At 42.0% G+C, this 21,177-nt stretch carries 18 protein-coding genes, 1 pseudogene and 1 riboswitch; of the genes and pseudogenes, 7 read left to right on the top strand and 12 right to left on the bottom strand.

The genetic code is table 11. The annotated features are described in order from the left end of the window. Positions 1-4: 4 nt before the first annotated feature. On the bottom strand, positions 5-502 hold the full coding sequence (ogt, locus tag AC0OMU_RS03960; protein ID WP_309529641.1) for a methylated-DNA--protein-cysteine methyltransferase: 498 nt from the start codon (positions 500-502) through the stop codon (positions 5-7). After that, complete coding sequence (gene kinE, locus AC0OMU_RS03955; RefSeq protein WP_015383501.1) at positions 499-2,715, bottom strand: sporulation two-component system sensor histidine kinase KinE; 2,217 nt, start codon at positions 2,713-2,715, stop codon at positions 499-501. The genes ogt and kinE overlap by 4 nt, the downstream gene beginning before the upstream one ends. A gap of 252 nt (positions 2,716-2,967) precedes the next feature. Here kinE and AC0OMU_RS03950 point away from each other — a divergent pair, with 252 nt between their 5' ends. Continuing rightward, positions 2,968-3,990 (top strand): acyltransferase family protein, encoded by a 1,023-nt coding sequence (locus tag AC0OMU_RS03950; RefSeq protein ID WP_015252222.1) that lies wholly within the window; start codon positions 2,968-2,970, stop codon positions 3,988-3,990. 41 nt (positions 3,991-4,031) lie between these two features. On the opposite strand, the gene AC0OMU_RS03945 is transcribed toward AC0OMU_RS03950, so the two are convergent. The 4 genes from AC0OMU_RS03945 to htpX form a co-directional block, all read right to left on the bottom strand. After that, a complete protein-coding gene (locus tag AC0OMU_RS03945; RefSeq protein ID WP_474240922.1) occupies positions 4,032-4,214 on the bottom strand; it encodes a hypothetical protein in 183 nt (60 codons plus the stop codon). A 2-nt stretch (positions 4,215-4,216) separates the two neighbouring features. Further along, a complete protein-coding gene (locus AC0OMU_RS03940) occupies positions 4,217-4,372 on the bottom strand; it encodes a hypothetical protein (protein WP_003232510.1) in 156 nt (51 codons plus the stop codon). A 153-nt stretch (positions 4,373-4,525) separates the two neighbouring features. After that, positions 4,526-5,875, bottom strand: coding sequence for a Ktr system potassium transporter KtrD (gene ktrD / locus AC0OMU_RS03935; protein ID WP_015383499.1), 1,350 nt, complete (start codon positions 5,873-5,875; stop codon positions 4,526-4,528). Positions 5,876-6,048: 173 nt separating this feature from the next. Beyond that, entirely contained in the window at positions 6,049-6,945 is an 897-nt protein-coding gene (htpX, locus tag AC0OMU_RS03930; protein ID WP_474240921.1) for a protease HtpX, read from the bottom strand. A gap of 170 nt (positions 6,946-7,115) precedes the next feature. On the opposite strand from htpX, the gene htpK reads away from it, so the two are divergent. Next, on the top strand, positions 7,116-7,817 hold the full coding sequence (gene htpK / locus AC0OMU_RS03925) for a transcriptional regulator HtpK (RefSeq protein WP_015483158.1): 702 nt from the start codon (positions 7,116-7,118) through the stop codon (positions 7,815-7,817). A 130-nt stretch (positions 7,818-7,947) separates the two neighbouring features. Next, complete coding sequence (gene sspD / locus AC0OMU_RS03920; RefSeq protein ID WP_003218568.1) at positions 7,948-8,142, top strand: acid-soluble spore protein SspD; 195 nt, start codon at positions 7,948-7,950, stop codon at positions 8,140-8,142. 10 nt (positions 8,143-8,152) lie between these two features. On the opposite strand, the gene rsgI is transcribed toward sspD, so the two are convergent. From rsgI to AC0OMU_RS03900, 4 genes and pseudogenes are all read right to left on the bottom strand, one after another. Then, a complete protein-coding gene (gene rsgI, locus AC0OMU_RS03915; RefSeq protein WP_327830056.1) occupies positions 8,153-9,298 on the bottom strand; it encodes an anti-sigma-I factor RsgI in 1,146 nt (381 codons plus the stop codon). Then, positions 9,295-10,050 (bottom strand): RNA polymerase sigma factor SigI, encoded by a 756-nt coding sequence (sigI, locus tag AC0OMU_RS03910; protein WP_003245855.1) that lies wholly within the window; start codon positions 10,048-10,050, stop codon positions 9,295-9,297. Before sigI ends, rsgI begins: the two co-directional genes overlap by 4 nt. 263 nt (positions 10,051-10,313) lie before the next feature. Further along, positions 10,314-11,109: pseudogene (locus AC0OMU_RS03905) on the bottom strand (TerC family protein). A 105-nt stretch (positions 11,110-11,214) separates the two neighbouring features. Then, positions 11,215-11,318, bottom strand: a riboswitch (yybP-ykoY riboswitch). Positions 11,319-11,365: 47 nt separating this feature from the next. Beyond that, a complete protein-coding gene (locus AC0OMU_RS03900) occupies positions 11,366-12,031 on the bottom strand; it encodes a DedA family protein (protein WP_041518224.1) in 666 nt (221 codons plus the stop codon). Between the two features lie 180 nt (positions 12,032-12,211). On the opposite strand from AC0OMU_RS03900, the gene AC0OMU_RS03895 reads away from it, so the two are divergent. From AC0OMU_RS03895 to AC0OMU_RS03885, 3 genes are all read left to right on the top strand, one after another. After that, positions 12,212-14,614 (top strand): EAL domain-containing protein, encoded by a 2,403-nt coding sequence (locus AC0OMU_RS03895; RefSeq protein WP_047182527.1) that lies wholly within the window; start codon positions 12,212-12,214, stop codon positions 14,612-14,614. Positions 14,615-14,701: 87 nt separating this feature from the next. Next, positions 14,702-15,586 (top strand): non-homologous end joining protein Ku, encoded by an 885-nt coding sequence (ku, locus tag AC0OMU_RS03890; protein WP_047182526.1) that lies wholly within the window; start codon positions 14,702-14,704, stop codon positions 15,584-15,586. A 3-nt stretch (positions 15,587-15,589) separates the two neighbouring features. Continuing rightward, positions 15,590-17,425, top strand: a complete 1,836-nt coding sequence (locus AC0OMU_RS03885; RefSeq protein ID WP_474240920.1) for a DNA ligase D — start codon at positions 15,590-15,592, stop codon at positions 17,423-17,425. A gap of 25 nt (positions 17,426-17,450) precedes the next feature. On the opposite strand, the gene AC0OMU_RS03880 is transcribed toward AC0OMU_RS03885, so the two are convergent. Continuing rightward, positions 17,451-18,464 carry a glycosyltransferase family 2 protein gene (locus tag AC0OMU_RS03880; protein WP_015483153.1) on the bottom strand — a complete coding sequence of 338 codons (1,014 nt, stop codon included), beginning with the start codon at positions 18,462-18,464 and terminating at the stop codon, positions 17,451-17,453. A 12-nt stretch (positions 18,465-18,476) separates the two neighbouring features. Then, positions 18,477-20,171 (bottom strand): DUF6044 family protein, encoded by a 1,695-nt coding sequence (locus AC0OMU_RS03875; RefSeq protein ID WP_327830054.1) that lies wholly within the window; start codon positions 20,169-20,171, stop codon positions 18,477-18,479. A gap of 192 nt (positions 20,172-20,363) precedes the next feature. On the opposite strand from AC0OMU_RS03875, the gene AC0OMU_RS03870 reads away from it, so the two are divergent. Next, entirely contained in the window at positions 20,364-21,176 is an 813-nt protein-coding gene (locus tag AC0OMU_RS03870) for a metallophosphoesterase (RefSeq protein ID WP_041850906.1), read from the top strand. Position 21,177: the final 1 nt, after the last annotated feature.

Raw genomic sequence — 21,177 nt, 5'->3', positions numbered from 1 at the left:
TGTTTTATTTTTCTTTATAGGAGATTCGCTCGATGTTTAGCAAAAATGCTTTGATCTCGGTTTTGCTTCCGGCGTATCCTGTTAACGCACTGTTTTTGCCGATCACTCTGTGGCACGGGATAAAAATCGGCAGGTCGTTACGTTTATTAGCCTGTCCGACAGCCCGCACCGCTTTCGGACTGCCGACCGCAGCGGCAATATCCGCATAGCTTCGGGATTCACCATATGGAATCCTCTCCAGTGCCTGCCACACTTTTTGCTGAAAAGGAGTGCCCTTTTGGCTGAGCGGCAGGGAGAATGTCTTCCTTTCGCCTTCGAAATATTCTTGAAGCTGTTGTTTCGCTTCTGCAAGATTAGGTGTTTCCTTGTGCTCAGTATTCTGAACCGTTTCTTTCCAATCCACCCAATCTTCCTGACTGAGAAATAGACGAGTGATCCGGTCCTCCTCTTCGGCAATGATAAGTTCACCGAGCGGCGTTTCGGCTGTCGTATAGTAGTTCATTCATCATTCCTTCTTTCTTCAGCATTCTGTCTGACAGGAAGCGTAATATGGAAAACGGTGCCCTTCCCTTCTTCACTTTCTACCATAATCTCGCCTTGATGTTCTTCAATAATTTTATAGCTTACCATAAGCCCAAGTCCAGTACCCCGTTCCTTTGTCGTATAAAACGGTTCACCAAGTCGCTTTAATTTATCTTCTGTCATTCCGATTCCCTCGTCTTTTAAGGAGATAAGAACATGATCTGGATCCAATGCCTTTATCGTTACAAAAATATTTCCGCCGTCAGGCATCACTTCGATGGCGTTTTTTAATATATTGATAAAAACCTGTTTCAGCTGATTCGGTTCACAGTAAATCGGGGGAATGTCGTCAATTAAATCAAGTTGCATTTGTACATTGCTGAGATTGGCTTGCGCATTTAGAAGGTCTATCGTGTCCCTCATAATTTGGGTAACATGTTTTTCCTCATACATAATGGCCTGGGGCTTGGCTAAAATCAAGAATTCGGTGATGATGGATTCGATGCGCTTTAGTTCTGAGGTGATCACGTTGAAGTAAAGGGCGTAGTCTCCCTCGACACTCCCTTTCAGAAGCTGAATGAAGCCTTTAAGAGCAGTCATCGGATTTCTGATTTCATGAGCAATGCCGGCTGCGAGTTCGCCGACAACATGAAGGGTATCTGATTTGCGCAGGCGTTCCTCCAATTCTTTTCGCTCTGTTACGTCTTTAAAGATAGCCAAGTTCATATTTTGAATAATATTCCGTTTAAAAGAGAATTCGAGTTTTCTGTTATCACCGCTGCTCAGCAAAAATGGAATTTCGTTGTCCATTTCATCAAAATTAATCTGCCTTGCCGGTGATGCCAGATTTTCTATTTCATAAGCAGAAATAATATCTAACAGGCTGTGCTGTTTTATCTCTTCATGTGACAGTCCCAAAATATGGCTTGCTAACGGGTTGGCGTCGATGATCCTGTATTGATTGTCGAACAATACATTGCCGTCCATTGAGCCGTTGAACACTTTTCTGAATTTCAGCTCGCTTTCCCGAAGCTCCTTTTCCATCCGCTTTCTGTCGCTTACATTTCTTAAGATCGTCAAATGCTGATTTTCAAGGATTGTCCGTTTTGAAGTAAATTCAAGCTCTTTGAATTGCCCGTTCCCCATTTGAAACAGCAGCTCTTCTCTGATCTCTCCGTATTTTGCGTATTTCCTTTTCGTTATGCTGTATTTCTGCTGCGAGTCAACGAGAAAATCACACAGCTTTCTTTTCAACAGCAAATTCATCGGCAGCTCAAAAATTTTACAGGCTGATTGATTCGCTTTTACGATTCTTCCGTCATTCGACCAGATGATGATGGCGTCCATTGCATTTTCAAAGATTTCTCTGAAGCGCTCCTCACTTTTAAAGAGCTGCAGCTCCATAGACCGCTTCTCTGTGATATCCCTCATAATGGACATATAAAAACCGCTGATGATGTTTGATGTAATCGTGAATTCAAATAGTTTTTGAACTCCTGAACGAAGCTTGACAGGCAGCTCCCCCTTCGCTTTTCCCTTGCGGTTGAGCGCCTTCCAGATATTGTCGAAATCTTTTCGTGAGCCGCTGTCTATAAACTCATACAAAGATAAATGAGACAGCTCATTATGATTGATTTCAAAGCTTTTACAAAAGGACAAATTGGCATCAATAAAACCGCCATCTTTATCAAACAGGACGATTCCGTCAACTGCTCTGTCAAACAAGTCCTTAAAAAGCTGTTCATTCATAGAGAATTCCCGCTCGAGAATCTTCTTAGAAGATATGTCCCTCATGACAACAAAAAAGAAATCCTCGCCAATACCTCTTTTGGCCAGAAACTCTATGTATTTTGTTGCCCCGCAATCAAGCCTGATCGGAACCTCCTTCCACAGAAAGCCTTTTTTAAAAAACTTCTTTACGGAAAGATTCAGTTCATCCTTTGGGATTGAAAACAAAAAATCCAAAACAGAACGCTTTTTCAAATCTTCCGAGTCAACTTGAAGCATCCTTTCTGTTGCTTCATTTGCCTGAACAATCCGCATTTCGTTATCACAAATAAAAATAGCATCGAGCGTATTGTTGACAATCACTTGATGCTGATTCAATTCCTTTTTCAGTCGCGCGTTTTCTTCTTTGAGGCGATTCAGTTCCTCTCGCAGCTCCGAGTTTGTCTGGACACCAAGAGTTTCCATGCATGTACACTCCTTCTTCAAAACCTATCCCTCAATATTTCTACAAAATGCGGGAACTTCCTTCATTTGCCCTATAAATTTCAGAAAATTTCAGCGCCATTACATTACGAAGACATTTTCTACGATCCTTACCGTCACTTTACATCGACCTAACAATCAGCATTTATTTAGATTCCTTTTTCATCTTTTATTTTAAAATATGTACCAGCAGGGAATAATCTCTTAGTGACTGATGAAAGAGAAGGTGATGCTATGAGTAAATCGCGGGACAGTTATTTTGATAACGCAAAATTTTTATTGATATTCCTTGTTGTATTCGGTCATATCCTTCGTTCCTTTATTAATGATAATCATTTTATGCTCTACCTCTACAAGTTCATTTACACATTCCATATGCCTGCATTTATTCTTGTATCCGGTTATTTCGCGAAAGGCTTTAAACGGGCGGGATATGTAAAAAAGCTGGCGGTCAAGCTGATTATTCCGTATTTGATTTTCCAAATCATTTATTCCGTCTTTTATTACATTATGCAAGATGAAAGCATGGCAAATGTGAACCCGATTGATCCGCAATGGTCGTTATGGTTTCTTGTAAGCTTATTCTTTTGGAACCTGCTCCTATATCCTTTTTCAAAGCTTTCAAAGCAGTGGGCGCTGTTTGTCAGCTGCGGAATCGCCGTGCTGATCGGTTATCTGGACTTTGTCAGCAGCACGCTGAGCTTGTCACGGACATTCGTATTCTTACCGATGTTCCTTGTCGGTTTTTATTTAAATAAACATCATTTTGATTTATTGAGATCAAAACGCGGCAAACAAATTGCGCTCGGAGTGCTTGCCGCCGTATTCGTCATCTGCTGGGGCATTGATTTTGACTATTCTTTTCTGTTTGGTTCAAAACCGTATTCTTCATTTGGAGACGTTACCCTGGTAAGCGGACTATCCCGAATCGGCTGGTATGTACTCGCCTTTGGGGCAACCTTCAGCTTTTTAGCGCTTGTTCCGCAAAAACGGTATTTCTTTACCAGATGGGGAACCCGGACATTTTACGTGTATCTGCTTCACGGGTTTATTATTAAAACATTACGGCAGGTCGGGCTTGAGGATTGGCTTACTGACTATCAAAGCTTAGTGATCCTCTTGCTTTTAACAGCAGCCCTGACATCAGTCCTCTCCAGCAACTTTGTTAAGACAGTCGCTCAGCCCTTCATTGAGCTGAGGATGACCAGCTTATTGCAATTTGTCAGAGGAACGGGCAAAAATGCTTATTTAAAATAGAAAAGCACCTCTTAAGCGGGACGCCGCCTAAGAGGTCTTTTTTATTGTTGTTTTTTATTTTTGTTTTTTTCTTTTTTCTTTTCAGGCTTGGTGATTTCCAGCGTTTCGATGATCTTTCCGGCATTGTAATCCCCAAGTTCACTTGAGAACTCTTCCTCCAGCACCTTTTTATTCATAGGCTTTTTATGATTTTGCATGTCTCTGCTATGACGGTTTTTCTTCACAATTACATGCCTCCCTGCTGGCCCTGTTTGGAATTGCGGTTTGCCCCTCTAAAATTGGGGTCGTCATGATATTGTGTCTTATATGAATTGGGGTCCATGCTCTCGGTAGGTGTATTGTTATTTTTAATGGCTTCATTCACTTCAGCTTTACGCTTCATACGAATCCTCCTCGCCAATTTTCAGACATTTTACTCGCTTCAAGATGCAGGAGCGTAAATTGCACCTGTCGAAGTTAGGTTCTCCAACTGAACAGAAGGCACACATCTTTTTTTTGGCAATCAAAAAACACCGCAAAATATGCGGTGTTTTGCCTATCCGATAATCACTCTTTCCTTCGGATAGTGATAATTCGCTTCAATTTCCTTTCTTCCGATCAGATACAGGAAGGTCAGGATGCCGATTCGCCCGATAAACATGACAATCATAATGACACATTTTCCAACACTGCTCAAATCTGCCGTAATTCCAAGCGACAGACCGGTTGTACCGAATGCCGAGCACACTTCAAACAAAAGCTCCAGCAGGGAATGTTTTTCTGTAATGGTCAGAATGAGTGTCGCGCCAAAAACGAGCAGGATCGCCATCATCGTGACAACAAGCGACTTCATCAAGTCAGCAGGGTGAAGCTCCCGTTTGAATACCTTTACGGCCTTATTGCCGCGGGCAAAATGAAACAGCGCAAGAAGGTTCAAAGCAAAAGTCGTTGTACGTATGCCTCCCCCAACTGAGCTTGGCGACGCTCCAATAAACATCAGCGCACAAATAAAAAAGAGTGTGGAATCTGATAATTGGCTGATATCGAGTGTTGCCAGTCCCCCGCTTCGGGTTGCCGTTGATTGAAACAGGGACAAAAACAAAATATCATGCCATGATTTTCCTGCGAACGCATGGTTTGCTTCCAGGGCAAAGATGCCAATGGCTCCAAACAAGACAAGTGAGCCGAACGTAATCGTCGTGATCTTTGTAAAAAGCGTAAATGGATAACGCCGATGCTTTGAAAACAGGAAATCCTTTACTTCAACAAGCACGGGAAATCCAATCGCTCCAAATATAATTAAAAGCATTGTAATAAACTGCACAAAGTAATCGTGGCGAAATGGAATCATCGAATTACCGGTAATATCAAATCCGCCGTTTGTCGTTGCACTGATACTGGCAAAAAATCCGTGTAAATAAGCTTCCTGATAGGAGTCATAGTAGGTTAAGAAATATGTGCCGAGAATCAGCCCGCCAAAAAATTCAATCCACAAGATCAGAAACAGTACCTGCTTCATCAGATTGACAATTCCTGAAAACTGGGATTGGTTTTGATCAACCATAATCAGCTTCCGTTCTTTCAGCCCGATTCGTTTTCCCATGATCAGCCAAATGAACGTTCCGAGCGTCATAATTCCGATTCCGCCAAATTGCAGAACAAATGCTAATATAAAAATCCCTATTGTGCTGAATGTATCAGCTGTATCAACTACCGTCAGCCCCGTTACACTGACTGAACTGACAGCTGTAAAAAGCGCATCAATAAACGTCCAATCCGCCCCCGGTTTATGGGCCGCCGGCAAACTCAGCAATATAACGGCCACAGTAACTGCAAGAAAATAATATAATGCGATCAGCTGGGCCGGTGACAAGGCCTGTATCAATTTTCCAAACTTTAATCTCATGTAAAATCCTTCTGCCTCTCTTTTTAAGTACGGTAATTATTCTAAAGATATTAGGTCCATTTTTAAAGGCTTTTACGAAACATTTTCTTAACTTGCTTATTTTTTTATGATTTTAGTCAATGGATAAAATAAAAAACCTCTGAGAATTCTCTCAGAGGAACAATGTGTTTGTATTATTTAGCTTCCAGCCGTCTGATTCGCTCATCTAAATCAGGGTGAGTAGAGAAAAGTGAAGAGCGCTTCTTGCCATTAATCTTTAACGTTTGGACAGCTGTCTGATCATCTTCCATAATCCGGGAAGAATAGCTTTTAAGCGTCCGAAGCGCATGAATCATCTTATCCTTGCCGGCAAGATCCGCTCCTCCCCTGTCAGCATGGAATTCACGATGGCGTGAATACGCAAACACAACCAGGCTGCCAAGTATCGAAAAGACAATCTGAAAAATAATCATTGCAATAAAATGAACGATCGGCGCTAGATCTTCTTTTACAAAACGGCTTGCTATCCAAGCGGCGATACGCGATAAAAATACGACAAAAGTATTAACGATACCTTGTAAAAGCGTCATTGTTACCATATCACCATTTGTGATATGCGCGACCTCGTGGGCAAGCACACCTTCAACCGCCGCGTCATCCATCTGCTCCAGCAGCCCTGACGATACTGCGACAAGTGAACGGCGTTTTGACGGTCCAGTCGCAAACGCGTTTACTTCAGGTGAACGGTAAATCCCGACTTCCGGCATTTTCGTTAAACCGGCAGAGCGGCTTAATCTGTGAACACGATCAACCAATTGCTGCTCCTCATAGCTGACCGAGTGTTTTTTCGGATTCAGCACTCTGACGCCCATCATCGTCTTTGCCATCCATCTGGACATCGCAAGAGATGTAAAGGAACCGACAAATCCAACAACTAAACTGAACACAAGAAGCGCCATTGGATCGATACCGCCATCAGCTGTAAAGTACGTCCCGACTCCTGTAACAGAGCTTAAAACAGACAAAACGATCCCGATTGTTGTAAGCACCAAAATATTCGTTAGAATAAACAGAAAAATTCTTTTCGCCATAACAACCTCCGTTATTTTAAGTTCAAAAGAACCCGTATATTTAAATTATAAAACATCCATTTGAAAATGCAAGGAATTCGACGTATGATGTTAATGTAATTTGCTGACGCTTGAACTTTGAATTTATACATAGACCTATATCCGCGTCAAATTGTCTAACGAGGTGAACAATGAACATTTTTAAACTCTCTCGAACCGATATGGTGCGGCTGCTCTATTCCCTAAAAGGACAAGGAGAACATAGCCCGCTCGACATTCTCGTCCAATCAGCGAATATGTCAGCAGAAAAAGCAGCCAATCATCTAGAAATTCCTGAATTTCTTACAAGATACGAACGAAAAAAACAGAAAAAAGAATACGGTCTTTCTACAAATGAAATCGTAGAGCTTGGCAACTTATGCGAGCTGACTTCGTTAAAGTCAACCGCGATTCAAAACTGGGTAAAGCGTGATATCAAGGATCTGATCGGACACCCTGAGCTGGGCAAAAAATACTCAGTTGAACAGGCAGTTATTCTTTTAATTGTACGTGATTTAAAATCCATTTATGACTTTGAACACATACGGGCTATTTTAAAAGTGGCCTTTAACACAATCTCAGACAGATCTGATGATGTCATCAGCCCGATTGCTTATTATGAAAGCTGCGCATATGTGCTTGATGCCATCCATCACCAAGAAACTCCTTCTATGAAAGAATCAAATCTGCAGGAGATCGCCGAACAGGAGACAGAGCGTCTCCGTCACCGTTTTGAAGAACTGAATCACAGCCAATGGCTTAAAATCAGACAAATTATCGCCATTACAGTCCTCTCCATTTTGACGTTCCATATTCAGGCAACCGCACATAAAATGACAGCAGACATTCTATAGTCTGCGTCACCCCGGCTCAGAGGCCGGGGTTTTATTTTTCTCCACAACAATTGCCAGCATAAATAAACCCCGTATATTTCAAACTAAATACGCGTTAAGAATTTCTTTATCGAAAAAGGAGATGAAAAAGATGGCGAGCAGAAATAAACTCGTTGTTCCAGGGGTGGAGCAGGCACTCGACCAATTTAAACTCGAAGTGGCTCAAGAATTCGGTGTGAACCTTGGTTCTGATACAGTCGCACGCGCTAACGGCTCTGTAGGCGGAGAAATGACAAAGCGGCTGGTACAGCAAGCACAATCACAATTAAATGGCACAACTAAATAAATTCAGGTCTTTATTCGCCGGGGGCACTCGGCGAATCTTCATTTTGAGCTGAATTATTATCACTGCTGTAGCCGTTTGGATTACGTCGGTCTGAAGCGTTATCCCTTTTGGACGAAGAACGGTTCTTGCCTTGTTCACCATTGTTCCAGTCCCTGTGATATTGGCTTTGACCCTTGTCAGCGCCGTTATTTTCATTTCCTTTATCTTGAGGATCTTGTATTGGGGTTTGCTCATGGTCCCCATCTTTTTCGGTATTTGTATTTTCATCTGATTCCTTTATTTTTTTATCTTTGTCACTATCATCAATCTGGTCATCCGCTTTATCTTCTTTCTGGTCTCCGGAATCCGCATCATTCAGCTGTTCATTATCTCCTTGCTTGCTGTCCTGGGTGTCAGTTTGATCGGTGTTTTCATCCTCATTTTCATCACTCTTTTGATCCTCTTCCCCGGATGGTTTGCTGGAGTCATCTTTTAAATCTTTATTGTCATTCTTTTCATTTGATTTGATGTAGCTGCCTGTTGAGACGCCTTCTTTCTTCGCTTTTTCCCTCGTTTGCATATCTGACTCCAGAGATTCCATGCGGTATGTCGTTTTATATTTTTCAGTCACATCATTCAGCTGTTTTTTCACAGCCTTTTTATATGTATTGTCTTCTGTGTTTTCATAAACAGTGGAAATCAATATTTCTTTCGATTTCTTTACATACCCGTGTTCACTGCAGTCGGTTATAATATCGTCAATCACCTTTTTAAAATCAGTCTTCTCCCAATCATCTATATCATTCACGACTTTCTGTCCCTCATCGTTTAGAGGCGTCAGTTCAATCACTTCATAATCGCTGTTTAACGCCATTTCGACGCTTGGATTGATATCGATTGTCATATACGCATAGGCCTTATTATTAGAAAAAACGGGGAGAACTATAAAAATAAAGAGCATAATAGCAGTCATCGTAAAAATCCCCATTTTGAAAGGGCGCAGTTTAAAAAAATCAAAAAAGCTGGCCCTTCTGCCCATGCGTGTTTCACTCGGAAGCATGATTTCTTCTCCGATTTCATAGCTGTGTCGATCATTTTTGGCTTTTAAAAATTGTCCGTCAGGGGTCAGCAACGTGACGAATTTTTTATTTTTCTCTACTATAATCCCTCTTCTCATGAGTGCAGCACCCCTTTAAGATAATCTTTTAAATAAATATAATCACCCGTAATGATAATACACATCGCAATAATATATTTTCTGTTTCTCTCAATCGTTTTTCGGCTTACAGAGACAAGCTGTTCAAGCTGTTTGACTGGAAGCTGCTTCTTTGTATACAGGATAGCGGCCAATTCTTCATGTTCAACAAGCGTCATTGCCACCTTTATGGCGTTTTGTCTTGCATCCGTGTGCTTTGGAGAATTTTCAAGCAGTTCTTTAAACGATAAACCATAATCCTTGAGCTGCTTTTGAAAATAGAGGATTTCCTCCCGCCTCTGCTCCTGTTCAATCTGACGGCGGTATTCATCTATGGAAAGCTCGGCTTCAATCAGGCTTTGTGATGACTCCTGATCGTCTCCTTCCTGTAAATCAATATTTATATTTTGTGCGCTTCTGGCTTCTTTTCTAATGTAATCAATGACTTTTCTTTTTATAATAAGCTCAGCAAATGCGAGCAGAGAATTTCCTTTTTCAGGTGAATATTTTTCTATAGCTTCATTAAACGCGATCAGTCCAATACTGAACTCATCGTCTTTTTCATCTATATATCGTTTACAAACGGATGAAACCGTCTTTGCGATAAATGGCTTATATTGCTGTATTAATTCATTTTGCAGATCTTTATTGCCTTTTTGTATACTCTCAACAGCTTTTTCAAGTGTTTGCTTCTTTTTTCCCAATTTAAACAAAAGGCTAAGCACTGGTTTCACCTCAGTTCCTCCCTATAACTACTCATTAATGATAGCTAATTTGATAGGGATTCGCAAAGGAGAAAAAGAAATATTGATTTCCAATGTCTCAATTATGACAAACCATTCTGACGTCCTATACATGATTTCGTGCCTTTCTAAAGAATTAAGGGGGTTTTATGCGTGTTTTTTGTAACAAAGATGTTATAAAAATGTTATTTTATTTCGCTTATGAAAACGCTTCAAACACAAAAAGACTCTGCTTTTAAGCAGAGTCTTTCAGATTACGCCCGTTCACGGGTGCTGTTTTTTTGTTCGTTTTGTGCGCCCTCCGGCTGTTTTTTCCCACCTGACATAAACCAGCCGCAAACCGCGATTGCTGCTAAGACACCCCAGAATATCAGCTTCCATATTCCAGAATGAATAAAGTGCTCAGAAACAACCGCTATGTCGCGATGGGCAAGCGTATATAAAGCAAGCTTCACTCCGACCCAGCCGACAATCACAAAGGCTGCTGTTTCTAGGCTTGGACGTTCCTTTAATAACTTCACAAACATGGAAGCCGCAAACCGCATAATCACCAGTCCGATGATACCGCCGGCCAAAATGATGAGAAATTGTCCTCCGTCAAGTCCGCCGATCTTCGGGAGTGTTGTCCCAGGAAGCGTAACCGCCAGCGCTACTGCTGCTAAGATGGAATCAACAGCAAACGCGATATCTGCCAGTTCAACTTTTAAAACAGTCGGCCAAAAACCGCTTTGCTTCGTCTCTTTATGTGTGTCTTCTTTCTTAAATACATATCTTTTCAATAAGTGGCTTGCTGAGATATACAGCAAATAGATCGCGCCAATCGCTTGAACCTGCCAAACGTTGACCAAAAATGAAATGGCGAATAAAGAGCCAAATCGCAGAACAAAAGCCCCTGCCAATCCATAAAATAACGCTTTTTTTTCTTTTTTCCTCCGGCAAATGTTTTACCATTACCGCCATAACCAGCGCGTTATCGGCGGCTAAAATCCCTTCCAGCCCGATCAAGACGAGAAGAACCCAACCATACTCTAATAATAATGCTGCATCCATAAATGATACCCTCCCAAAAAAGTTGTTTTCTTTCTCTTCATCCGATCTTATGCCGGCCGGACCATGCAAAAAAGACCTTTGCCGACATAAGGCAAAGGTCTTGCTAGACATGAATTCAGGCATGCCAACAAAGCCGATGGATACAATCCATGAAATGACGACTTTGTTTCCGGAATACATTCCGGACGCTACTCCCCTTTGGGATTTCAAGAAATATGATTTTATACGTCAATGATATGCGCAGCGCAATGATTTGTCAACGTTTATTTTTTAAAAATACAGATAATTGTTCGGAATGCGTGCGTTTCTTCCTCTTTTTCAACAGTAAGTAGAGTAGGAACAGTGCCAAAATCGCTATCCCGATCGGAAGCATGTATTGATCAAGAATAGAGCCGACTTCCTTCCAATTTTCACCGAGCTTCACACCGAGATAAACATATACAAATGTAATCGGAAGCATAGCAATGAATGTATAAAGCGAAAACACCCAAACATTCATTTTTGCAATTCCGCACGGTATGGAAATCAATGTCCTGATGCCAGGCAAGAAACGCCCGCTGAACGCGACAAAGCCCCCATGTTTTTTGAAAAATTTATCTGATTTATCAAGCGCTTCAGGTTTAATAAAGAGATACTTTCCAAAACGTTCAAGAAACGGCCTTCCTCCGTACCGGCCTATCCAATACAGCGTAAGCGGACCGGCCACTCCCCCAAGCGATCCTGCCAAAACAACGCCGGCAAGTGTCATATCGCCTTTAGATACCCAATAGCCCGCAAGCGGCAAAACGACTTCGGCCGGGATAAACTCAATACTGAGCGCTAGAAATATTCCAAAATAAGATAAGCTTTTAAATGCTTCTATCCATGACATAACCAGCTCTTCGATAGCCACCAACTCCCTTGTTTCATGTTTATGTATCATACATTTTTGTTTTTTCGGAAAACGTCAAGATGATTTTAACACATTTTTCACGGTCAGTTGAACTAAAAATAGATCTCCCTCGTATTTCTATCGTTTTGAAGGCTGAAACTCTGCGGTTAAGCAGCCGATAATAAAGAGAGTCAACAAGACTGGAACACACGATACGGGGGGAATCTCCATTTGGAAATACACGCTACATATAATACGACGCTCATATGTTTATCTATTCTAATTGCCTGTACCGCCTCGTATATTTCCCTTGAACTTTCCAGGAAAGTCACCATCAATACAGGCTTAAAAAGTAAAATTTGGCTGATCGGCGGCTCACTTATTATGGGATTCGGTATTTGGTCAATGCATTTTGTAGGGATGATGGCCGTCCATATGGAAATGCCGATGGAATATGAATTCATGCCTTTAATGGCAGCCATTGGCGCATCTGTTTCGGGATCATTTGTGTCATTATATTTTGTCAGCCGGCACATTCTTACATATTACAGACTGCTTACCGGATCAGTTGTGCTTGGCGCATCTATTGCTTCTATGCACTATATCGGAATGTCTGCCATTTCCCGGGTAATGATTATTTACGAACCGATTTTATTTACAGTTTCAATTATCATTGCGATTGCAGCCTCTTTCGTCTCGTTAAAAATATTCTTTGACTTGGCCGTGAAAAAACATTCTGAGCATCTTATATTCTATAAAGTCATCAGTTCAATTGTAATGGGTATTGGGATTTCGGGCATGCACTACACAGGGATGCTTGCGGCAACTTTCCATAAGGACATGGCTCCGCCCGGAAGCCCTATGGAGGTACAAACGTTTCATTGGTCAATTTTTGTTACTTTAATTATTTTTTGTATCCAAACGTTATTGTTATTCAGTTCCCATGCAGATCGAAAGTTTATTAAACAGAGCGAACGCATAAAGGATAACGAACAGCGATTTCAGTCTTTAATCGTCCACAATATTGATGCAATCTTTATTTTATCATTAGAAGGAGACATAATATCTTCCAATCACGCTGGTGAGGAAATGATCAGCAAATTTGGCTTCAGCATGCATGACTGGAGGAATTACACATCACAGAAGATTAAGCGCCTTTTTGAGCAAGTTAAAAAAGATAAACAAGCGATGAACAGCGATAGCGATCTTATCACTGAAAAAGGCCAGTTTCACTTAAATATTACGCTTATACCTGTTGAGGTCAATCAGGAACTAGACAGCATTTATGTCATTTGCAAAGACATGACGAAGCAGTACAAAGCAGAAAAAGAAATCCATAGAATGGCTCATTATGATTCGCTTACAGACTTACCTAACAGAAGGCATGCCATCTCTCATCTAACAAAGGTGCTGAATCGCGAGCATTCCTTGCATTATAACACCGTTGTATTCTTTCTCGACTTAAACCGGTTTAAAGTGATTAACGATGCATTAGGGCATAATGTCGGTGATCAACTGCTTCAGTTTGCAGCTAAACGCCTGTCATCTGTAGTCCCTGATAACGGATTTATTGCCCGTCTTGGCGGTGATGAATTTATTATTATATTAACAGACGCCAATACAGGAACAGGCGAAGCAGATGTTTTAGCAAGAAAAATTATCCAAAAATTCAAAAAACCTTTCAAAATTCAAGATCATACCCTTGTCACATCTGTCAGTATCGGGATTGCGATATCTCCAAAAGACGGGACGGATGGCCTTGAATTGATGAAAAAGGCTGATATGGCGATGTATGCGGCTAAAGAACGAAACAAAAGCAAATACAGATACTATTCTTTTTCAATCGGCAACAAAGAAACCGTCAAGCTTAACCAAGAGATGGTACTCAGAGAAGCAATCGAAAACGATAGATTTGTCTTGCATTATCAGCCGCAATTCAGTGTGAAAAAACAAAAAATGACAGGAGCAGAAGCACTGATACGCCTTGTGACACCAGACGGGCAGCTGCGTCCGCCCGGAGAATTCATCGGTGTTGCAGAAGAAACGGGACTTATTATTGATATCGGAAAGTGGATTATAGATGAAGCATGCAAGCAGGCAAGGATTTGGCATGACAAAGGCTATGATCTTTCTGTCGCCATTAATATTTCCGCCAGACAGTTCCAATCTAAAGATCTGATTCCCCTCATCAAGGATACGCTTAATAAATACCAGCTTCCTCCGCAGCTTCTTGAAGTGGAGGTGACGGAAAGCATGACAATGGACAATCTCGATCACTCCAAAAAGGTTTTGTCATCCCTAACAGAATTAGGAATCAGAATCAGTATTGACGATTTCGGTACTGGTCACAGCTCTCTTAGCTATTTGAAGGACTTCCCGATTCACAGGCTGAAGATTGACAAATCATTTATTGACGATATTCAGACCCATCCTAAATCAGAGCAAATTACCGGAGCTATTATTGCCATGGGGCATCAGCTGTCTTTGCAGGTGATTGCCGAAGGTGTGGAAAATGCAGCTCAAAAGCAGCTTCTTTTTGAAAAAGGCTGCGACCATTTGCAGGGCTTCTTTTTCAGCAGGCCAATACCTCCGGAACAGCTCGAACAATTCATTACTGAACAGCCGTCGCAATAAGTGCGCTGGCTTTTTTTCACCCATAAGTTACTACACATGAATCGTACTCCTTCTCTTCACACTAAAGAAAAAAAGGGGTTTATCGATATGCATACAATGTGGAAGGGATCGATCAGCTTTGGATTAGTAAACATCCCCATCAAGCTATATGCGGCCACAGAAGATAAAGATATTAAACTGCGCAGCCTCCATAAAGAGGATCACGCACCAATCAAATACGAGAAAGTTTGCACAAATTGCGAAAAAACTCTTAGTCCTGATGAAATTGTGAAGGGATATGAATATGTAAAAGGGAAATATGTAGTGCTGACGGACGAAGATTTAAAAAGCTTAAAACAGGAGCATGAGGAGAAAGCGGTTGAGATTGTTGACTTTGTTCAGCTCCAGGAAATTGATCCGATTTATTTTAACCGCTCCTACTTTGTCGGCCCCGGGGATAATGGGACGAAGGCCTATACCCTGCTGCGTGAGGCGCTGCGCTCAACCGGAAAGATCGGTATCGCCAATATGACAATCAGGTCAAAGCAGCAGCTGGCGATTCTCCGTGTGTATGAAAATTGTATCGTCATGGAGTCTATCCATTATCCCGATGAGGTCAGAAGCGCCGCTCATGTCCCAGGTGTACCTGATCAATCGAATGTAAACGATAAGGAACTGCAAACCGCTATCACATTAATAGATCAACTGACTGCTGAGTTTGAGCCTGAGAAATATGAAGACACGTACCGACAGGCGCTGCTGCAAAGAGTCAACGACAAGCTAGAAAATAAAGAAACGGCCGTCACTCCTGATAAAGCGCCACCTCGTGAAGATGTCATTGACCTGGTAAGCGCTCTGCAAGCCAGCATTGACAGAACCAGAAGGCCGAACCGGGAGACACCGGCTGCCACACCTGCACAAGCTGCTGAACCGAAAGGAGCCGGAGATAAAAAACAAAAAACAACTAGAAAAAAAGCCTCCGGCACGTCATAGCCCATGGCGTTTACCATGCAGCCGGTCCTAACTTCGTCACCGCCAATCGGAGCAGAATGGCGTTACGAAGTAAAATATGATGGGTACCGCTGTATTCTCCGCATCCATTCTTCAGGTGTGACCTTAACCAGCAGAAATGGTGTGGAGCTCAGCAGCACCTTCCCTGAAATCACACAATTCGCCAAAACTGCCTTTCAGCACATGGAAAAAGAGCTTCCGCTGACACTTGATGGTGAAATCGTATGTTTGGTGAATCCTTGTCGTGCAGATTTTGAACACCTTCAAGTGCGGGGGCGTTTGAAAAGGCCAGACAAGATTCAGGAATCGGCAAACGCGCGGCCGTGCTGCTTTCTCGCCTTTGATTTGTTAGAGCGAAGCGGAGAAGATGTAACGCTTCTTTCGTATTTGGACCGCAAAAAATCGCTGCGTGAACTCATATCCGCAGCAAAGCTTCCTGCATCTCCAGATCCTTACGCAAAAGAAACCATTCAATCCATTCCCTGTTATGATCATTTTGATCAACTCTGGGAGATGGTAATAAAATATGACGGAGAAGGAATTGTAGCGAAGAAAACAAACAGCAAATGGCTTGAAAAGAAGCGGTCGTCCGATTGGCTCAAATATAAAAACTTTAAACAAGCTTATGTTTGCATAACAGGGTTCAACCCTAACAACGGGTTTCTGACGGTATCAGTGTTAAAAAACGGAATAATGACACCGATTGCCTCTGTTTCGCACGGAATGCGCGATGAGGAAAAAAGCGCTATACGCGAGATTATGGAACAGCACGGACATCAAACACCCTCAGGCGGATTTACGCTTGAACCTTCGATTTGTGCAGCTGTTCAATACTTAACAATTCTCCAAGGCACATTAAGAGAGGTATCGTTTGTCGGTTTCGAATTCCAAATGGACTGGACCGAATGCACGTATGCGCAAGTCATACGACACTCCAAACCGGTTCACCCAAAGCTGCAGTTCACAAGCCTGGATAAAATCATATTTGAAAAGAATAAAAAAACAAAAGAAGATTTTATTCAGTATATGATTGAAGTCAGTGACTACCTGCTCCCATTTCTGAAAAACCGGGCTGTCACCGTCATCCGCTATCCGCATGGATCTAGGAGCGAATCATTTTTCCAAAAAAACAAGCCGGACTATGCGCCGGATTTTGTTCAATCTTTCTATGATGGAAGCCATGAACATATTGTCTGTGAGGATATGTCTACATTGCTATGGCTTTGCAACCAGCTTGCTTTGGAGTTTCACGTTCCTTTTCAAACCATTAAAAGCAGGCGTCCGGCTGAGATTGTCATTGATTTAGACCCGCCTTCGCGAGATGACTTTCTTATGGCCGTGCAGGCCGCAAATGAACTGAAGCGGCTGTTGGATTCCTTTGGCATCACATCGTATCCGAAGCTGTCCGGCAACAAAGGCATCCAGCTTTATATTCCCTTGTCTCCCGAGGCATTTACGTATGAAGAAACACGCCAATTTACGCAGCTGATCGCAGAGTACTGCACCAATGCATTTCCCGAGCTATTTACCACTGAACGCTTGATTAAAAACAGACACGGCAAATTGTATCTTGATTATTTGCAGCATGCAGAAGGAAAAACGATTATCTGTCCCTATTCGACGAGAGGAAATGAGCTTGGGACTGTCGCAGCCCCGCTCTACTGGCATGAGGTGCAATCATCTTTAACACCCGCTCTGTTTACAATTGATACGGTCATCGATCGAATTAAGAAGCAGGGCTGCCCATTTTTTGATTTTTACCGCAACCCGCAAGACGAACCGCTTAGCGCTATTTTACATCAGTTGAAGAAAAAGAGCTGACTAATGGAGTCAGCTCTTTCCGTGTTTAACTGTACTTTTTATCTAACCGCTCTTTTTCCTGGCGCTGAAGCGGGCTCAGCTGCTCATTATACAAATCAATATCAATCGCGTATTTCGGCCGTCTTTTCACTTCAGAAAAAATCGTTCCAATATACTCTCCGATGATTCCAATTCCCATCAATTGCAGCCCGCCCAAAAACCAAATGGATATGATGAGAGACGCCCAGCCTGCATTCGTATGTCCGAGCATCTTTTGAATAAACGCGCCAACCCCTGCCACAGCGCTGAGGAAAAACAAAACAAACCCTAAAAGCGTAAAGAATCGAATTGGTGCGACACTGAATGAAGTAATCCCGTTAAAAGCGAAGGATAGCATCTTTTTCAGCGGATATTTCGTTTTGCCGGCAAAGCGTTCCTTGCGGTCATACAAAACTTCGGCCGATTTAAAGCCGATCATAGGGACAATACCTCTTAAAAACAGATTCGCTTCCGGATAACGCTCAAGCTCTTCAAGAGACCTTTTATTCATTAAACGAAAATCAGCATGATTATAAATTAATTTAATCCCAAGCTTATTCATGAGACGATAAAACCCTAACGCGGTCGTGCGCTTGAAAAAGGTATCGGTTTTTCTGCTCTGGCGTACACCGTAAACGATCTCGCAGCCCTCATGATATTTCAGCATAAAATCCCGGATCACAGAGATGTCGTCCTGAAGATCAGCATCGATCGAAATGACGCAGTCTGACCTATTCTTCGCTTTATGGAGTCCGGCTAAAAGCGCTTTTTGGTGGCCGACATTGCAGGCTAATTTTAAGCCGGTAACCTTCTTGTTTCTTATGCTCTCCATAGCAATCAAAGCCCAAGTGCGGTCTTTGCTGCCATCATCGACAAACAGAATTTTACTGTCTTCAGCAATTAATTTTTCTTCAATTAAATCATCTACAACCTCTGTCAGCTGACGGCTTGTTTCTTGAAACACTTCCTCTTCGTTGAAACACGGGACGACGATGGTTAATACTGGCTGTGACTGTTTCAATCGAAATCCTCCTTATCTTGTTTCATATAAATAAATGCGCCAGGCGGAATCTTTATGGTCAAACGTCTTTACGAGCGCGAGATGGTTTTGTTCAGCATTCATGATCGGAACTGAAGAAAAAATGTACCGGCCGCCCATTTTTTTAAATACATCTGTATTTAATTGAAGGTTGTTGATCGTTTTCTTCGAGTTCTTTTTGAAATCATATCGTTTACCGAGTTCATCGACAAAAAGGTAGCAGCGGCTGCCCCATTCATCAAAATATTGTTTCAGCCGAGAATTTTTTTCCAGCTCTTTTTCGATGATTTTCCTAAATTCATATTTATATGAGAGCGGATACAGATTGTTATACGTATCTAACGTATAAAACCCGTTATATTGGGCGATAGACGGATGCAGTCCGATGCTCGCCACCCTGTACGAATCTTGCGGACGTCCGATATATTCCTTAATCTCTTTGAATTGCTCCGATGCATAAAACTCCTTGAATGTCGGCGCGTTGTAATGAACGCCATACGTATATTCTTCATTAAAAGGCGCCAACACCATTAGCTGTGCAGCGACTGCGGCGTACACAAGCCATTTCCATCCTTTCCCCATCCGCCAAATGAGATATAAAGCAAGCGCAAAGCTCACGTATATAACAAGCGGCCGAAGAAAATGAAAACGGGCAAAATTAAATTCTGCTAAAAAGGCAAACTTCTGCTTTGGAACAGCCCAAATTTTGTTGAACCAAAACGCATACCATAATGACAACCCGTAATTAAGCACACATAAAAACAGATAAACATTTTCTGGCTTTGTCCGATTTCGTTTGAACAGCAGAGCAGCAAATACGACCAGCAGGATCGGAAGGATGACAACGGTATGAACGGTCATCACATGATTATGGCCATAGACAAAGTTTTTTACGGATAGCCGAAGAGAATGCCAAACGTCATGCCTGGATGAGATAAATTCGATACGATGCATCGGTGCGTGTTCAAAGAGCATCGAATAGACAAGCCGATATTCAACGAAAAGATAGATACTCGTCATAAATGCAATACTGCCTAAGAACATCAAATTCCATCTTCTTTTTGTAATGGCATCATACAGCCAAAAACACGCCATCCCTGCCAGGAAAAAGAAGAAGCCTAGAACAAAACTTGAGTATAGAGGAAGCAAGCCCAGCGTCAGCCACTCTCTCCATGAGCTATCCCCTTTTCGGATATTTAAAAAAGCCCACAGTGCCAAAGGATACCCAAGCGTACTCAGCATTCCCGAAGGCCAGAAAGGTGTTAAGGCAAATGCAAGCGATACGCCAATTCGGATGAAAGCCGCTTTTGGTTCCGGGATTATATGTTTCTTCAGCAGCACATACATTCCAAAAAAAGCGACAACTCTTGTAACCGTCTGGCTTATTGCATAGGCGGTCATGGAAGAAAAGAAAGCATGGAGCCAAACAATTCCGCTCCACTCGGTGCCAAAGGCATCCCGGGGCAGCCCGTTAATGATTTGCGGAATGGCAGCGTCAACCTTGCCGACGATTTCTCCGCTATCGGCCAGAACCTTGTACCAAGCGATGTTGGAATCTAAATTATCGTGGACCCGGATATGGGCATCTTCCTTTAAAATAAAAAGCGGGGATACATACAATAAAAGAAGAAATAATGCGATCCAGAGATAATATGTTTCTTTTTTTTGTTGTCTCATCAACCGTAACATTGCTTACACATCCATTTGTTATTCTGACTCCGTCGGCATGTTCTGCCTCATGTGTCAAAATTTATTATCCCTTTTCCCTTCCAAATCATTCATCATATGACAATCCGTTTTTCAACCTGTCTCTACCCATTAATTCCCGCTATCCATAGGGCTTGATCACTTACTATACTGATAGGAGGGAGGGGATATATTTTGTTTACAATCTTACTTTCATTGGCCATACTCGTATTTGTGCCATTTCTATATAAAGCGAACCGCAATACAAAAGATGTGAAAGTCAACACCATTTCAATCGACCAAAAAGACGGCCTTCCAGCCAGAAAAAAATTAAATATCCTTCATTTATCAGATCTTCACTTGGAAAACATTTCAGTCTCACCTGAGGAGCTGTATCATTTAACAAAAGATCAGCCTGTGGACATCATTGCTCTTACCGGGGATTTTCTTGATCGGAAACGTAATATTCCGAAGCTGGCAGGTTACTTGAACGCCTTGCAAAAGCTAAAGCCTGCATATGGAATGTACGCGGTGTTCGGTAACCACGATTATGTATTGAAAGAAGAGGACTTTCAGAGATTGAAGCGAGTTTTAGAGGAAAACGGCTGTATCACGCTGCAAAATGAACATGTTCGAATCGAGACGGCTGCAGGGCCAGTCAATATTATTGGCATTGATGATTACAGTACGAATCGGAGTAATATCAACGGCTCTTATCAAAGTCTGGAAAATGGCTATCATCTTGTCTTAACACATGACCCAAATATTATTCTGGATATGAAAGATGTTCATTATGATTACCTGCTGTCAGGGCATTTTCACGGCGGGCAAATTCACTGGCCAAAACCGTATCATTTGGTGAAAATGGGAAAGCTCGTGCGAATGAACATGATTAAAGGTCTTCATTATCATCACGATAAACCATTTTATATCAGCGAGGGCTTGGGACAAACCGGCGTAAATATCCGTGTCGGAAGCCGTCCTGAAGTGACATTTCATCAGATTTAAT

The organism is Bacillus sp. FAU18, from assembly GCF_056033885.1.
Note: the sequence above shows the minus strand (reverse complement) of the source record. Positions and strands in the feature narration are given on the sequence as shown.

Bases quoted from the DNA above. Each gene is read 5' to 3' on its own strand.
- ogt (WP_309529641.1), bottom strand. From the start codon at position 502: ATGAACTACTATACGACAGCCGAAACGCCGCTCGGTGAACTTATCATT.
- kinE (WP_015383501.1), bottom strand. From the start codon at position 2,715: ATGGAAACTCTTGGTGTCCAGACAAACTCGGAGCTGCGAGAGGAACTG.
- AC0OMU_RS03950 (WP_015252222.1), top strand. From the start codon at position 2,968: ATGAGTAAATCGCGGGACAGTTATTTTGATAACGCAAAATTTTTATTG.
- AC0OMU_RS03940 (WP_003232510.1), bottom strand. From the start codon at position 4,372: ATGAAGCGTAAAGCTGAAGTGAATGAAGCCATTAAAAATAACAATACA.
- ktrD (WP_015383499.1), bottom strand. From the start codon at position 5,875: ATGAGATTAAAGTTTGGAAAATTGATACAGGCCTTGTCACCGGCCCAG.
- htpX (WP_474240921.1), bottom strand. From the start codon at position 6,945: ATGGCGAAAAGAATTTTTCTGTTTATTCTAACGAATATTTTGGTGCTT.
- htpK (WP_015483158.1), top strand. From the start codon at position 7,116: ATGAACATTTTTAAACTCTCTCGAACCGATATGGTGCGGCTGCTCTAT.
- sspD (WP_003218568.1), top strand. From the start codon at position 7,948: ATGGCGAGCAGAAATAAACTCGTTGTTCCAGGGGTGGAGCAGGCACTC.
- rsgI (WP_327830056.1), bottom strand. From the start codon at position 9,298: ATGAGAAGAGGGATTATAGTAGAGAAAAATAAAAAATTCGTCACGTTG.
- AC0OMU_RS03900 (WP_041518224.1), bottom strand. From the start codon at position 12,031: ATGATACATAAACATGAAACAAGGGAGTTGGTGGCTATCGAAGAGCTG.
- ku (WP_047182526.1), top strand. From the start codon at position 14,702: ATGCATACAATGTGGAAGGGATCGATCAGCTTTGGATTAGTAAACATC.
- AC0OMU_RS03885 (WP_474240920.1), top strand. From the start codon at position 15,590: ATGGCGTTTACCATGCAGCCGGTCCTAACTTCGTCACCGCCAATCGGA.
- AC0OMU_RS03875 (WP_327830054.1), bottom strand. From the start codon at position 20,171: ATGTTACGGTTGATGAGACAACAAAAAAAAGAAACATATTATCTCTGG.